Genomic DNA, 14,976 nt, shown 5'->3' on the forward strand with positions numbered 1-14,976 from the left:
AGGCCCGTTCACGCCCCGCCGCCGCCCGCCCCGTGACTCACTGCCCGTGCGCGCCGATCGGCGGCAGGGCGGCCCTGGGCTCCAGGCCCTGGAACCAGAAGCCGGCCAGGAAGGCCAGGGCCGACTCCTGGAGGCCGGCCCGGTCGAGGCCGCCGGCGGGCAGCGGGACGCAGCCCATGTCGCGGATGAGGGTCCGTACGGTCTCCAGGGCCATGGGGTCGTCGCCGCACAGGGGGACGGCGAGCGGCTCGCCGTCGAAGAGCGGCGGGGCCGTGCGCCATACCGCGGGTGTGCAGAGGTTGAAGGCCTTGACGACATGGGCGCCTTGGGCGACCGCGGCGATGTGCGCGGCGGCGCTCGGCCGGCCGCCCGCGACGGGCAGCGGGGTGCCCTTCTCGGCCGGGTCGGTGCTCATGGGGTTGACGCAGTCGATGAGGGTGCGCCCCCTGAGCGTTCCCTGCGCGGCGCCCGCCTGGCGCAGGGCGTCCTCCACCGCCGCGTACGGCACCGCCAGCAGCGCCGCCGTACCGAATCCGGCCGCCTCGCGCAGGCTGCCGTGGCGCGCCGTGCCGCCGATCCGCTCGGCCAGCGCGGCCGCCTTCTTCCCGTCACGCCCGGCGACCAGCACCTCGTGGCCGCTCTCGGTCCACCGAGTGGCCAGCGCCTCGGCCATGTTCCCCGTGCCCAGAATTCCGATCCGCATCAGCGGTCCTCCCCTTCAGCCCACCACGGCAGCTCTGTGCCGCGGCTGTCTGCCGCGGCGCTCTCCATGGGTTACGTCCATGGACACTAGGCAGGTCGTCGGACACCATTCGGTGCGTAACGGATCGGCTAGAAGGGGCGGGATGAGCAGCGATTTCTCGGACGGGGCGGACGCCAGGCCACACTACGAGTTCCTCGCCGACTGCCGTGCGCGCATCGGCATGGACCTGCTGTCGCACTCCTGGAACGGCGTGGTGATCTACGCGCTGGACGCGGGCCCGCGGCGGCCCGGTGAGCTGCGCACGGCGATCGGCGGCATCAGCGCGAAGGTGCTGACACAGACGCTGCGCAGGCTGGAGGGGTACGGGCTGGTGCAGCACCGGCGCTACGCGGAGGCGCCGCCGCGCGTGGAGTACGAACTGACCGCGCTCGGCCGGACCTTGATCGGCCCGCTGGGGGCTCTGGCGCGGTGGTCGTGGGAGCACGGTGACGCGATCGTGGCGGCGCAGGAGCGCTCCGAGTGCCATGCTGGGGCCAATGAATGACACCGTGTCATACGGGCCTCTCCGCCGGGGACTCCCGCGGGCCGCGGCGGGTGGCCGGGCCCGCGCCCGCACGGTTTCCGTGACCCGCGACACCCCGAGCGTCACCGGCTGAAGCGCGCGGGCGGTGGTGCGTGACGGACGCCCCATGTACGGCCTCTGGACTCCATACCGACTAGTCGGCATGATCGTGCGGGGGCGGTCCGGCACCGGCACCGCCCCGTACGGAGACCCGATCCGACCGTTCACTCCGCATGGAGGCGCACGATGACCAAGGGCAACCCCCCGGGCCTGGACCTGGAGCGGCTGCGGGACCACCTGGAGCGCGAGCGGCCGGGGCTGGTCCACGGCCCGCTGGGCGCGGAGCTGATCGAGGGCGGGCGGTCCAACCTCACCTACCGGATCACCGACGGCACCGGCCAGTGGGTGGTGCGCCGCCCGCCGCTGGGCCACGTCCTGGCCACCGCGCACGACATGCGGCGCGAGCACCGCGTCATCGGCGCGCTGCACCCCACCCCGGTGCCGGTGCCCCGCGCGCTGCTGTTGTGCGAGGACGAGTCGGTCATCGGGGCGCCGTTCTACGTCATGGAGCTGGTGGCCGGCACGCCGTACCGCACCGCCGCCCAGCTGACCGCGCTCGGCCCCGAGCGCACCCGCGGCGTGCTGCTCTCGCTTGTGGACACGCTCGTCGAACTGCACGCCGTGGACCCGCAGACGGTGGGGCTGGGCGACTTCGGCCGCCCCGACGGCTTCCTTGAGCGGCAACTACGGCGCTGGAGCAAGCAGTTGGCGGCCTCGCGCAGCCGCGATCTGCCCGGCATCGACGCGCTCCAGGAGTCCCTGGCGCGGGCGCTGCCGCCGTCCCCCTCCCCTGCCGTGGTCCACGGCGACTACCGCCTGGACAACGTCCTGGTCGGCGCGGACGACCGGATCACGGCGGTGCTGGACTGGGAGATGTCCACGCTCGGCGATCCGCTCACCGACCTGGGCCTGCTGGTGATGTACAGCGAGCAGGAGGACACCCCCGGCTCCCCGGTCACCACGACCCGCAGCGCGCCGGGGCACCCCGAGCCCGCGGAGCTGATCGAGCGGTACGCGGCCCGCTCCGGCCGGGATGTCTCCCACATCGCCTGGTATACCGCGTTCGCCTATTTCAAACTCGCGGTCATCCTCGAAGGCATTCACTACCGTTTCACGCTCGGCCAGACGCTCGGCGCGGGCTTCGACCGGATCGGCGAACTCGTCCCGGTGTTCATCGACCACGGGCTCTCCAAGCTCACCGCCCTGAAGGAAGGCTGAGGCACCGCCATGGACTTCGCATACGACGCGCGCACCGAAGAGCTGCGCGACAGGCTGCTGACCTTCATGGACGAGCAGGTCTACCCCGCGGAGAAGGTCGCCGACGAGCAGCGCGCGGCCCTGGACTCGCCCTGGGACACCCCGCCGGTCGTCGAGGAGCTCAAGGCCAGGGCGCGCGAGCAGGGGCTGTGGAATCTCTTCCTCCCCGACCACGAGTACGGCGCCGGGCTGACCAACCTCCAGTACGCCCCGCTGGCCGAAATCACCGGAAGAAGCCCGCAGTTGGCGCCCGTCGCCCTGAACTGCGGGGCGCCGGACACCGGCAACATGGAAGTCCTCGCACAGTTCGGCACCGACCGGCAGAAGAAGCAGTGGCTGGAGCCGCTGCTGGCCGGCGAGATCCGCTCGGCGTTCGCGATGACCGAGCCCGAGGTGGCCTCCTCCGACGCGACGAACATCGAGACCCGTATCGACCGGGACGGCGACGAGTACGTCATCAACGGCCGCAAGTGGTTCATTTCAGGCGCGATGAACCCGCAGTGCGAGATCTTCATCGTGATGGGCAAGACCGACCCGGACGGCGCGGACATCCGGCGCCAGCAGTCGATGGTGCTGGTGCCGCGCGACACCCCGGGGCTCGAAGTCCGGCGCGCCATGCGGGTGTACGGCTACGAGGACCACTACCACGGCGGGCACGCCGAGGTGACCTTCGACAACGTCCGCGTCCCGGTGGGAGCGCTGATCGGCGAGGAGGGCGGCGGCTTCGCCATCGCCCAGGCCCGCCTGGGCCCCGGCCGCATCCACCACTGCATGCGGCTGATCGGCATGGCCGAGCGCGCCATCGACCTGATGTGCCGCCGCGCGGTGACCCGTACCGCCTTCGGCAAGCCGCTGGCCCACCAGGGCGTCGTCCAGGAGTGGATCGCCGACGCCCGCGTCGCCGTCGAGCAACTGCGCCTGCTGGTCCTGAAGACGGCCTGGCTCATGGACACCGTCGGCAACCGCGGCGCACACACCGAGATCCAGGCCATCAAGATCGCCACCCCTCGCACCGTCGTGGACATCCTCGACCGCGCCGTCCAGCTCCACGGCGCCGGCGGCGTCAGCCAGGACTTCCCCCTCGCCGAACTCTGGGCCGGCGCCCGCACCCTCCAACTCGCCGACGGCCCCGACGAGGTCCACCAACGCTCCCTGGCCCGCCGCGAACTGAGGCGTCATCAGACATCCGACTGACGCGGCAGGCGCAGCGGGAGCCCGTGGGGCGGCGGCCGTGCGCGGCGCCGCCCCGGCGGCTGCTTACGGTCGCAGGGCCCGCAAGAGGAGGTCGGCCAGGTGGTCGGCGACCTGCTGGGGGGTGAGGGGGCCGTCTTCGCGGTACCAGGTGCCCAGGTGGTGGACCGAGCCGAAGTGGTAGTCGACGACGAGGTCGGCGGGGGTGGCGTCGCTGAAGACGCCGCTGCGCTGGCCCTCTTCCACCAGGGCGCGGAAGCGCTCGTGGTAGCGGCGGCGTTCGGCGCGTACCTGCTTGTCCTTCTCCGGGCCCAGGTGGTGCATGGAGCGGAAGAAGATCTTGGTGTCGTCGAGGTTCTCGATGGTGGTGACCACGACGTCGGCGGCGGCGTCCCGCAGGCGCTTCTCCACCGGCGCGTCCGCGTTCGCGAAGTGGTCCAGGCGCTCCTGCTGGAGGCGCAGCACCCGCCCGTAGACCTCGTGCAGCAGATCGTCCTTGGAGCCGAAGTAGTGGTACAGGGCCCCCTTGGTGACGCCCGCCGCCTCGACGATCTCCTGTACGGAGGTACGGTCGTAGCCGCGCTCCGCGAAGAGGCGGGTGGCGGTGGCCAGCAGCCGCTGGGCCACGGGCTTGGTGCCACCTTCCGTCCTGCCGGCCATCCCCGTCACCTGTCCTTCGTCCGTGCCTGCGGTAGTGCGAGCCGCGCCTGGTCGCGCAGTTCCCTGCGGAGGATCTTCCCACTGGTCGTCTTCGGCAGATCGGGCAGGACCTCCACCTCCCGCGGATACTTGTACGCCGCCAGCCGCTCTTTGCAGTAGGCCGCCAGTCCGACCGGGTCCGGCTCGTGCCCCGGGCGCAGACTGACGTACGCCTTGACCGACTCCCCCCGATAGGCGTCGGGCACACCGACCACCGCCGCTTCGCGCACCGCGGGGTGCGTGTACAGGACGTCCTCGACCTCTCTGGGCCATACCTTGAAGCCCGAGGCGTTGATCATGTCCTTCTTGCGGTCGACGACATAGAGCCAGCCGTCGCTGTCCATGAACCCGATGTCGCCGGTGCGCAGTTCACCGTCGGGCAGCGCCGCCGCGGTGGCGTCGGGCCGCCGCCAGTAGCCGGGCACGACCTGCGGACCGCGCACCGCGATCTCGCCCTGTTCGCCGAAGGGCACGTCCCGGCCGTGGCCGTCGATGATCCGTATCACCGTGTCGGGTCCGGGGGCGCCGACCGCGAGCGTGCCGGAGTGGGGGTCCACCGGCGCCACGGTGCCGAGCGGGACGCTGGCGCAGGGCGCGGTGCACTCGGTCAGCCCGTAGCCGTTGTGCAGGTACGGACCGAAGTCGGTGCGGAACCTCTCCACCAGCGCGGGCGGCAGCGGCGCCCCTCCGCAGTACATCGCCTGGAAGGAGGTGAAGTGGTCGCGGCCGGCGCGGGGGTGGGCCATCAGCGCCATATAGGCGGTGGAGGGGCCGACCGTATAGGCGGGGCGGTGTTCCACGAAGGCGTCCAGGACGACGCCCGCCTCGAAGCGGTGGGCCAGGGCGAGGGTGCCCGCGTTGGCGATACAGGAGGCCAGTTCGCTGACCATGCCGGTGATGTGGAACAGCGGGGCCATCGCGAAGTAGGTGGCGCCGTCGGGCAGCGCGAGGCCGACGCGCTGCCGCTCGGCGTTGTGGGCGATGTTGCCGAAGGTGTTGGTGGCGCCCTTGGGGAGGCCGCTGGTGCCGGAGGTGTAGCTGATGAGCGCGATGTCCTCGGGGGCGGGCTCCCGTACGCGCGGCGCCGAGCCGGCCCCCGGCGCGCTGCGGGCCGCCGTCAACAGGTCCTGCGCCCCTTGGCCCGCGGCTTGCTCCGCGGCCCCGCCCGGCCGCCCGTTACGCAGTACCCGCGCGTCATTGCGGGTCTGCAGGTCGCTCTCACAGGCGGTCAGCGCGATCCGTACGGACGGCACCGCGGCCGCGGTCTCGCGCAGGAAGTCCGCCCAGGTGCCGTCGGCGCAGATGACGGCGGTGACCTCGGCGTCGGTCAGGATGTGCCGCATCTCACCCGATTTGTACATGGGGTTGACGGGTACGGCCACGCCGCCCGCCTTCCAGATGCCCAGCAGCGCGAGCACGAAGTGCGGGGTGTTCTGGAGCATCACGGTGGCCCGGTCGCCGGGCCGGAAGCCGTGCGCGGCGAGGTGGCGGGCCACGCCGTCGGAGAGCGCGTCGGCCTGTGCGTAGGACAGCCGCCCGTCGAAGTAGGCGAGCGCGGTGCGGCCGGGGACGCGGCGTACCGCGTCCCGGAAGGCGTGCAGTGTCGAGGGGCTCGGGTCGACGGGAGCGCGCTGGGCGTCGGTGAACAGCGCCAGCCACGGCTTGTCCTGGTAGGAGGTCATCGAGGTGTGGCCCTTCCTTCCTGTGCGTCCTGTGGTCCGGCACCCGGCCCTCGGATTCCGCTGGTGCCCAAACCTACGGCCGGATGCGTGTTTCCCCCGATTCCGCTTTCTCGCTCGCCACGGCCCGCCGCGGTCAGTCGTCGACCCCCTCCAGCCGGCGCTGGAGGCGGTTCATCCCGCCGAGCCAGCGCTCGGGATCGGCGGCCCGCGCGGTGGCGTACCCGGCGACCTCCGGGTGCGGCAGGACCAGGAAGCGGCTCTGCGCCATGGCCTCGAAGAGGGCCTCGGCGACGGCTTCGGGCTCGATGGCGGTGGGGGCGAGCACGAGGTCCCCCGCGCTGCCGGTGCCGGCGAGCATGTCGGTCCGTACGCCCTGGGGGCAGATGGCGTGCACCGCCACGCCGCGGTGACGGTAGGTCAGCGACAGCCACTCGGCGAAGGCCAGCGCGCCGTGCTTGGTGACGCTGTACGGCGCCGCGCCGACCATGGTGAGCAGCCCGGCGGCGGAGACGGTGGAGACGAAGCGGCCCGAGCCGCGCTCCAGCCAGTGCGGCAGCAGTTCCCGGGCGGCCCGTACGTGCGCCATGACGTTGACGTCCCAGGCCAGCGCCCAGTCCTCGTCGGGCGCTTCGGGGCCGCCGCCGGTCGGCACGCCCGCGTTGGCGCAGAAGATGTCGACCGTGCCGCCGAGCGCTTCGCGGGCCGCGGGAACGACGGCGGAGGCGTCGCCGGGGACGGCCGTCCCGCCGATCTCGGTGGCGATACGTTCCGCCTTGGCCTTGTCCAGGTCGTTGACCACGACGCGGGCGCCCTGGTCCGCGAACGCGCGGGCGAGCGCGGCTCCGATGCCGCCGCCCGCCCCGGTCACGACAACTGCCTTGTCCCGTACGGCTTCCGGCACGGCTCGCACGCCTGCCCCCTTCGGTCTCCATCGACTGGACTGCCGGGCAGACTAACCAGTCGGTATGTCGCGGCGGAAGACCGCCGACGCGATCCGGAGAACCGGGGGGCGTGATCCGGGCAGCCGTCCGCCGCCTCCTCTGCGGGATTCCGCCGCGCGCGGCCGCCGCCTGCGTTCCCCGGGGGCCTGTGGCGCGTTAGCGTGCGCACGACACGGACCCCGACCACGGAGGTGTGCGCATGGCCCTGTCGAGACGGAATCTCCTGGCGTCAGCGGGTGCGGCGGGCGCGGTGGTCACCGCGGCGGCGGGCCCCTGCGCGGCCGCCGAGGCCGCCGGATCCCGGCCCGAAGGGGGCGCCGCGCACGGCGGCGGCCGGCCCCGGGTGCGTACCGGATTCGACCGGCTGGCCGAGGGCGGCTACCAGCAGCTGGCGGGCCGCAAGGTCGGCGTCGTCACCAACCCGACCGGCATCACCCCCCAGGCGCGGCACATCGTGGATGTGATGCACGCCGACGAACGGGTGGATCTGACGGCCGTATTCGGCCCCGAGCACGGCTTCAGGGGAACGGCCCAGGCGGGCGGCTCCGAGGGCAGTTACACCGACCCCGCCACCGGGCTTCCCGTGCACGACACCTACGGCAAGAGCGCCCGGGAACTGGCCGGAATCTTCACCAAGTCCGGCGTGGACACCGTCGTCTTCGACATCCAGGACGTCGGCGCCCGCTTCTACACCTACATCTGGACGCTGTACGACTGCATGGTCGCGGCCGCCCTCGCCGAGCGGCGCCTGGTCGTGCTGGACCGGCCCAACCCCGTCACCGGGCGCGGCGCGTACGGGCCGCTGCTCCAGCCCGCGCTGGCCTCCGGAGTGGGGCGGGAGCCGATCGCGCTGGCGCACGGCATGACGGTGGCGGAGCTGGCGATGCTCTTCAACGACGCGTTCGTGCCCCGCGCGGCGGGGCGGGCCACCGACCTGGCGACGGTGGGCATGAAGGGGTGGCGGCGCGGCGACTTCTTCGACACCACGGGGCTGCCGTGGGTGCCGCCGAGCCCCAACATGCCCACCCCCGACACCGCCCTGGTCTACTCCGGCACCTGTCTGTTCGAGGGCACCAACCTCTCGGAGGGACGGGGCACGACCAGGCCCTTCGAGCTGCTGGGCGCCGACGGCATCGACCGCAAGTGGGCGGCGGCGGCGAACGCGCAGGGCCTGCCCGGAGTGCACTTCAGGGAGGCGTACTTCGCGCCGACCTTCTCCAAGTTCCAGGGCAAGACGATCGGCGGGGTCCAGCTGCATGTGCACGACCGGGACGCCTTCGATCCGGTCCGTACCGGCATCGCGCTGCTGGTGACCGCCAAGAAGGTGTGGGGCGGCTTCGCCTGGCGCCCCGACCACTGGATCGACAAGCTGACGGGCACGACGTCCGTACGGACCATGATCGACGCGGGCGCCGGCGCCGATGAGGTGGTGGCGGCCTGGCAGGACGGGCTGGCGCGCTTCCGGACGCTGCGGCGGCGGTACCTGCGGTACGCATAGCGCCGGACGCGAGGAGTGCGTCGCGAGGGGGCGTCGCGGGGGGGGGGGGGGGGGGGGGGGGTGGGGGGGGCGCGGTGGGGGCGGTAACCCCCACCCACCGGTGGTGCGGAAGACCGCACCGGCATCGGGGTGCAGGCACCATGGCACGGCCCACGCTCACTGCCGGATCATCATTTTCCAAGCTCCTGCGGAGAGTTGAGGAGGATCCGGCATGGTGAGAACCGCGCGGCGGCGGCTGCCGCTGCTGGCCGTCACGGCGTCAGCGTCCGGCGCCGTACGGCACCTGCTCGGCCACCCCTGCGGGGACCGGCGTACGGGGCGAGGTCGCGGCCGGAGCGCGGTCGGCGGGCGCCGCCGTGCCGTGCCGGGGCGCGACGGACGGCTGCGTGGGTGCCGCGAGCGTCAGGGTGATGTCGCTCTGCCCGGTGCCCGGCGAGACCCAGCCGGAGACGCTGCCGGCGTAGACCTTGCCGAAGGCGGTGGTGGTGCCGGGCAGGACCTGCTGGGTGCCGTTGGGCATGGTGGCGGTGGCCGCGACGCCCCGCGGGGCCTTGACGGTCACACTGTCGCCGATCCGGTATGCGGTGACCTCATTGGCCTTGACGGCGCTGCGCCAGGCGGACCGGTCGCGCAGTTCGGCGCCGATCTCCTTCATCCGCAGGTTCACCAGCGGCGCGCTGTCCGCGTACAGCGCCGTGTACTGGTCCAGCACGCCGTCCATCACCGGGTAGCCGATCCGGTCCTCGGCGAGGTTGGACTGGTGGATGAAGTGCGGGCGCGGGTCGTTGCCCAGGGCGTGGCCGAGCGCGGTCTGTGTCTCCAGCGGCACGATGTAGTCGGCGAAGCCGGTGCTCTTGTCCAGCGGGGCCGGCATGCAGGTGCTGTTGGGCTGGTCCTCGCACAGGCCGCTGCCGCCCTGGGCGCGGCTGGTGTAGAGCCAGTTGTACTCGTCCACCTGGTCGGCCACCCGGCCCGCGTTGTAGAAGATGTTCACCGGGTAGCGGGCGACGGTCAGCGCGGGGCCGATCTTGCGCTGGTCGGGGTCGCGGGACATATCGGCGCCCAGCCAGGCGATGCGGTTCTCGCCGAGCGCGGGCGCGAGGTTGGGGTTGTCCTCGGGCTGCTGCGGCAGCAGCTTCATCCCCGAGTGCTCACCGGTGACCAGCTCGTCGGGCTCTGTAGGCAGTCGCCCCTGGTCGGCCCACTGCTGGTTCTCGGAGATCTGCCGGGAGATCTCCGTCTGGCTGACGTAGCGCGTGGAGCCGTCGGAGTTGGTGGCGCACTTCCACGGCACGACCGTGGTGTTCTGCACACAGCCCAGGTAGGGGTGGTCGTAGGTGTGGTTGATCCAGCGGAACTCGTTGCGGGTGGCGATGAATTCGTCCGCGAGCCGGTCGATGCCGTTGTGCTCGCGGCGCCACTCCTCGCTTCCGCCGCCGTTGTAGGCCATGTCGAGCTTGAAGTTGCGGTTCTTCTGCCAGGTGACGGCGTGGCGTACGTCCTCCGGGGTCATCCGGATGGAGCTGACGGTGCCCTCGCCGGGCTGGCAGTCCACATCGCCGGGGGTGCAGTTCAGATCCGAGTCCCAGCGGTCGTCGGCGGCGTAGACGTCGTCGATGTGGACCGCGAAGTAGTTGCGCGAGGCGCCGAGCCGTACGTTCTGGGTCATCCAGTCGACGATGCCGCGGGCGAGCAGCTTGAACTGCTGCTGGTGCTGGTTGTAGGCGAAGGTGACCACCAGCTGGCGGCGGCCGTCGTGGCGGTATTCGCCGACCAGGGTGCCCTTGGCGCTGCGCCCTGGCACCGGCGCCTCGACGTAGCTGGTGAAGTCCGCGCCCGGAGCCGGCTGGGACAGGAAGGCATAACTCTCATTGACCATCGGCGAGTTGTCCTCGAACGGCACGCCGCCCTTGAGGTAGCCGAACGCCCCGCTGCGGCCCGTCGGCGTCACCTGCGCGCGCACCCCGTCCACCGGCCCGCTGTAGCCGTTGCTGCCCGGCACCTGGAGCCCGACCTGCGGGCGCGCATAGGTGTAGGCGTCGACCTGCGGAATCGCATAGGCCTTCTCGTACGCGGTGATCGCGGCCATCTCCGCCGACCCCACCGGGAACGGGTTGTCGTTGGGCAGCACGACCGCCTGGTACTTGGCCCGCGGGCCGCCGTCCACCGTGTCGGCCAGGAAGTCGGCGTCGATGACCGGACGGCCGGTCTTCCTGAGGTCGACCAGGGTGTACGGCGTTCCCTCGCCGTCCAGTTCGGCGGTGATGGCGGCGGTGGCGGGGCCGCCGTCGGTGACGACGAGCACCCGCAGATCGATCCGCGGCGCCGCCGGTGCAGCCGACGCGGGCACCGACGGCGCCGCGAGCGCCAGCAGCAGTGCGCCGGTCGCCAGCGCGGCAGCGCGATGGCTGCGGTGTCTGTTCCGCTTCACGTGGTGAGGTCCCTCCCCTGAGAGGCCCGGCCGGCCCCCAACCCGAAAGGAGCCCGCTCCGAGCGCAAGAGCCCGGCCGCCGCGACCGACGCAGCGCCGTCCTCTGTGACGGAACACATGGTGAGACTCTTCTGGGGTTCTTGAGTGCCTTCTGTGAAACATGACGAAAAAGATCGGCCGGTGTGCAGCGTGCCGGGCGCCGGACAGCGCCCCCGCGCGGGTGCCCTGCAGGCGGCACACCGGGCCGGACCGGCGCGAATGCCCCGTCCGCAGACGGTGCACACCCGATCGGGACGAGTGGGGAGCGATACGGCGAGCCGCACCCCCGCCACCGATTCCGGCCACCTCACCCGCACAACTGGCCGACTGCCAGGGCGGATTCGTGGCCGTTCGGGGGAGATTCGCGGCGCACACGGAACCGGCCGACCCCGGGGAGGGATCGGCCGGCAGGCAGTGTGGCCTTCCGTGGCGCGCGGCGCCGGTCGGCGCTCAGGCTGCGCAGGTCACCCGGGTGGTCGGGGTGTTGAAGGTGCCGTCCTTGTGCTCCGTGCCGTCGTTGAACTCGTAGTAGACGTAGGAGTACCAGGCGATGTTGCCGTTGCAGCCGGAGTCGGCGGCGATCTGGACGGGGATCGTGACGGTGCGGCTGGTGCCGGGCGGCACCGGGACCTGGTAGTTCACACCGAGCGTGGTGGTACCGCTGCCGGTGCAGCTGACTCCGGTGCCGGCGCAGGTGCCGAAGGTGTACTTCAGGTCCGGACGCTGGGTGGTGGCCCAGGTCGGCTGCACGGACTGGTAGACGAACCAGATGTCCGTGCTCTGGTTGTTGGTGAAGGTCATCGTGAGATTGACCGTGGTACCGGGCGTCGCGGTCGGCTTGTCGACGGTGAAGGCCAGGTCGGGCGCGGCGTTGGCGGTGGCGGCGGTGGCCGTCTGGCCGAGGCCTAAGAGGGCGAGGGCGAAGGCGAGGACGGCGGCGAGACCGAAACGTCTGAGCTGAGTGATTCGCATGGGCAGGGACGCTACGAAGCACACGCCCAACGCGTCTACCCCTCATGCCGCCCGCCACACGGCAATGGCGCGTTCTGCCCGATCCACTCGAACCACACCCACCCCGACAAGCCGTCTCATTCCCCTTCTTGACCGCACTGCGGATCGCGGAAGGAGGGGTGGGGCCGCACCCGAAAGGATCTTGCGGCCACTCCTCGATCCGGCGAAGCCGCGCTAGTGGAACGGCGCGTTCGGGGCGTACGGCCGCCCCGTCCGTCCCTTCCGCCAACTCTTCGGCGCCACCGACCAGTTCTCGCCGCGTACCGCATGATCCAGCGTGCGCCCGCCCTGCCCAGGGACCGGTCGCGATCGGCTCAAAGCAGCCGTCCCCCGGGCTTTCCGCCGCCTCGTCCCTTTTCCTTGCGGAGCCGCTCTATCTCCTCCGGCGAGGGCTTGCCCTTCTGCTGCTTCTTCCTGGACTGTTTCTCCCGGCGTTCCAATTCCTTTGCCGTGCGGGAGGGGTTGGCGGAGTGCAGGGCTTCGTGCTGCATTTCCTCGTAGCCCTGCCGGATGTAGCCGGGCATGGAGGTATAGGTGGCCGCCCGCTGCACCTGTTCGTATGTCGGGTCGCCCAGGGAGTGGCGCTGCGCCGTCTCGGTCGACCAGTGGTCCAGCAGATGGGTGAGCCAGGCGCGATGGGCCTGCTGCGCCGCGTCGTTCTGCATTCTGTTGTCGCCGCTGAGCGGAAGGACGAGGGAGAGAGTGGGGCCAGGGCCGCTCGCCACGGAGAATTCCGGGAAGTGGCGGGCGGGAGGCAGCCCGATGTCGGAGAGCAGGTCGTCCAGGGGGCGTACGGACGCGTTCTCGGAGCCGGAGCCCGAGCCGGTACCACTGCCAGTGCCAGTGCCGGATTCAGCGCCCGATCCGGATGCGGAGGCGTCGGGGGCAATGGCGTACGTGACCAGGGACCCGGGACGGGAATGGCGTTCCAGGGCGGCGATGTCCTCACCCCTGACGCCGTATTGGTCGGCCGCGGCATTGACATCCACATTGAGCGAGCGCTCTCCCAGCACGCCCGCCTGGCCTTCACCGATGGCCGTGGAGGTGATGTCGCCATAGGTCTGTTCCGGGACGAGCCAGGAGCGGATGAGCGGCCGGCCGTTCTCCGTCGAGAGAGGCTTTCCCGATGCCAGGGCCTGCGCTCGGTAGGTGCGCATGTAGTGCAGGGCTCGCCACGGCTGCCCGGCATTGATCCATGCCGTCCCTTGCTGGTTGACGAGCTCGATACGGTTCTCGGCGCTGCTCTGGCGTACGTCCTTGTGGCCGCTCCCGGGTTTCGCGGGCGCGTACACCACTTGGTAGACACGGACCCAGCGTTCCCCGTCGTGCACTTCGACCTGGACGTTGGACCGGTGTACGAGATGCCGTTGCTGTTCCGGGAGGTCGGCGGGGCTCACGCCCACCGGGACGGGAAAGTAGGCCGGGGCGTGCCAGATGGGGTGGCGGATGCTCTCCAGCCTGTCGCGGACCGTCGACTCCTGTGGTGTTCCGGCGAGTTCCACCAGCTTCCTTTCGAGCTGGCGCATGACGATCTGTTCGGGGGTGGGGCTCGCCACTCCCTCCGCGACGAGTTCCGCCGCGATCTCCTCCTCGTACGCCTCCTGCTCCCGGTCGGTCAGTTTCAGCAGCGGATCGGTCTCCATTTCGCGGGCCCTGCACAGCAGGGGGTCCAGTGCCGACTCGGCCTTCTCGAATTTCGTCGTGAGAGCGTCGGCGTGGAGTCCCGGATTTCTGTCGCCGATACGGTTTCGGTAGCGGAGGTCCTCGGCGCTGCCCATCGGGTTGGTCTCCGGGGTGCCAAGGCGCTCCTTCATCGCCGAGAAGTCCGCGTGCAGGCCGAGACACTCCTGCGAGAGGCCCTCACCCGCGTAATCCTTCGCCGTGTGCTCGCCGGGGCCGGTGAGGCGCTGGAGGAGCGTGCCGACGGTGTCGCGCTTGGCGCTCTCGTATTCGCCGGAGCGGTGCCGGGCACGGGTCAGATGCTCCCCGGTCTGCACCAGGAGGTGCGGGATCGGCGCGTTCTCCCTGACGTGCCGTTCGCGGGACAACTGCTCCTGCCGTCGGGACGCCTGCGCCAATTCCGTCTGCATGGCGGCTGCTTGGCGCTCTTTCTGCTTCTCCCGTGCGGCGGCGCAGCTCCGCTCCGACTCCTGGTTCAGTTCGGCGCGCCGCTCCTGATGCGCCGCCTCCCATGCGGCGTTGCGCCGCTCCCGCTCGGCGTACTTGGCCGCGATCTCGGCGTCCTTCTGCGCATTCCGTACGGCGTCGGCGACCGCCTTCTCGGCGCTGGATTCCCGTGCCCGCTGCTCATTGGCCTCGAAGTGGTCGGCCAGGTGCTGCGCGGCCTGAGCGTCCAGGGGTTTGTGGGTGCGGGGCGTGGTGTGGCCCTGTGCGAGGGCGTAGTCCTTGAGGCGGGAGTACGCCTCGGCGCCTGCCGCCTTCTGTTCCTGCTTGTGCTCCTTGTCGATCTCCTTGACGATCCGCTTGCCCTCTTTGATCATCTCCGCGGCGTCGGCGACCAGTTGGCGATTGATCTCTTCCTGCCCCCTTTGCAGGTGCGCGATGTTCTCCTCCGCCCGAGCGCCCACTTCGCCGTAGCGCTTGACGGGCTCGGAGGAGGCGAGTTGCGCGTCGGCCATGTACCGGTAGTCGTTGCCGATGCTGCGCATGACGGAACTGCTACTGGTGCGGTGTGCGCTCGACGTCGAGGCACCCTCATTCACCCAGCCGGACATGGCGGCATTCACCCAGCCGGACATGGCGGCATTGTCCCGGGCCGAAGGCGCCGCGGGAATTCCCGTCTCGATCGAGGAGCGCGACGCCGCACTCGTCGGTGCCGTCGTCTGCGTGCTCGCCGCGGGGCTCTTCTTCTTGTGGCGTGGCTTTTCCTGTTCCATGCCCC

General features: G+C 71.2%; 11 protein-coding genes. 4 read left to right on the forward strand and 7 right to left on the reverse strand.

Going from position 1 to position 14,976, the window contains the following annotated elements; genetic code table 11:
• Nucleotides 1-37: 37 nt before the first annotated feature.
• The gene (locus AC4IJH_RS11315) at nucleotides 38-703 is read right to left on the reverse strand and encodes an NADPH-dependent F420 reductase (RefSeq protein WP_490851471.1); all 666 of its coding nucleotides are present in this window, start codon (nucleotides 701-703) and stop codon (nucleotides 38-40) included.
• Nucleotides 704-845: 142 nt separating this feature from the next.
• On the opposite strand from AC4IJH_RS11315, the gene AC4IJH_RS11320 reads away from it, so the two are divergent.
• From AC4IJH_RS11320 to AC4IJH_RS11330, 3 genes are all read left to right on the forward strand, one after another.
• Nucleotides 846-1,247, forward strand: coding sequence for a winged helix-turn-helix transcriptional regulator (locus AC4IJH_RS11320; RefSeq protein WP_490851472.1), 402 nt, complete (start codon nucleotides 846-848; stop codon nucleotides 1,245-1,247).
• Between the two features lie 264 nt (nucleotides 1,248-1,511).
• Entirely contained in the window at nucleotides 1,512-2,543 is a 1,032-nt protein-coding gene (locus AC4IJH_RS11325; RefSeq protein ID WP_490851473.1) for a phosphotransferase family protein, read from the forward strand.
• 9 nt (nucleotides 2,544-2,552) lie between these two features.
• Nucleotides 2,553-3,776 carry an acyl-CoA dehydrogenase family protein gene (locus tag AC4IJH_RS11330; protein WP_490851474.1) on the forward strand — a complete coding sequence of 408 codons (1,224 nt, stop codon included), beginning with the start codon at nucleotides 2,553-2,555 and terminating at the stop codon, nucleotides 3,774-3,776.
• 63 nt (nucleotides 3,777-3,839) lie between these two features.
• Here the strand turns inward: AC4IJH_RS11330 and AC4IJH_RS11335 are convergent, their stop codons facing one another.
• The 3 genes from AC4IJH_RS11335 to AC4IJH_RS11345 form a co-directional block, all read right to left on the reverse strand.
• Nucleotides 3,840-4,433, reverse strand: coding sequence for a TetR/AcrR family transcriptional regulator (locus AC4IJH_RS11335; RefSeq protein ID WP_490851475.1), 594 nt, complete (start codon nucleotides 4,431-4,433; stop codon nucleotides 3,840-3,842).
• Nucleotides 4,434-4,438: 5 nt separating this feature from the next.
• Complete coding sequence (locus AC4IJH_RS11340; RefSeq protein ID WP_490851476.1) at nucleotides 4,439-6,154, reverse strand: class I adenylate-forming enzyme family protein; 1,716 nt, start codon at nucleotides 6,152-6,154, stop codon at nucleotides 4,439-4,441.
• 133 nt (nucleotides 6,155-6,287) lie between these two features.
• Entirely contained in the window at nucleotides 6,288-7,055 is a 768-nt protein-coding gene (locus tag AC4IJH_RS11345; protein ID WP_490851505.1) for an SDR family oxidoreductase, read from the reverse strand.
• A 239-nt stretch (nucleotides 7,056-7,294) separates the two neighbouring features.
• Between AC4IJH_RS11345 and AC4IJH_RS11350 the strand changes: the two genes are divergently transcribed.
• Nucleotides 7,295-8,593 carry an exo-beta-N-acetylmuramidase NamZ family protein gene (locus AC4IJH_RS11350; protein WP_490851477.1) on the forward strand — a complete coding sequence of 433 codons (1,299 nt, stop codon included), beginning with the start codon at nucleotides 7,295-7,297 and terminating at the stop codon, nucleotides 8,591-8,593.
• A gap of 259 nt (nucleotides 8,594-8,852) precedes the next feature.
• On the opposite strand, the gene AC4IJH_RS11355 is transcribed toward AC4IJH_RS11350, so the two are convergent.
• From AC4IJH_RS11355 to AC4IJH_RS11365, 3 genes are all read right to left on the reverse strand, one after another.
• Nucleotides 8,853-11,024: a hypothetical protein gene (locus tag AC4IJH_RS11355; protein WP_490851478.1), complete on the reverse strand. Its 2,172-nt coding sequence runs from the start codon at nucleotides 11,022-11,024 to the stop codon at nucleotides 8,853-8,855.
• A gap of 489 nt (nucleotides 11,025-11,513) precedes the next feature.
• Nucleotides 11,514-12,035 carry a hypothetical protein gene (locus AC4IJH_RS11360; protein ID WP_490851479.1) on the reverse strand — a complete coding sequence of 174 codons (522 nt, stop codon included), beginning with the start codon at nucleotides 12,033-12,035 and terminating at the stop codon, nucleotides 11,514-11,516.
• Between the two features lie 353 nt (nucleotides 12,036-12,388).
• Nucleotides 12,389-14,971, reverse strand: a complete 2,583-nt coding sequence (locus AC4IJH_RS11365; protein ID WP_490851480.1) for a hypothetical protein — start codon at nucleotides 14,969-14,971, stop codon at nucleotides 12,389-12,391.
• Nucleotides 14,972-14,976 lie beyond the last annotated feature (5 nt).

The organism is Streptomyces sp. UF-297 (assembly GCF_058245575.1).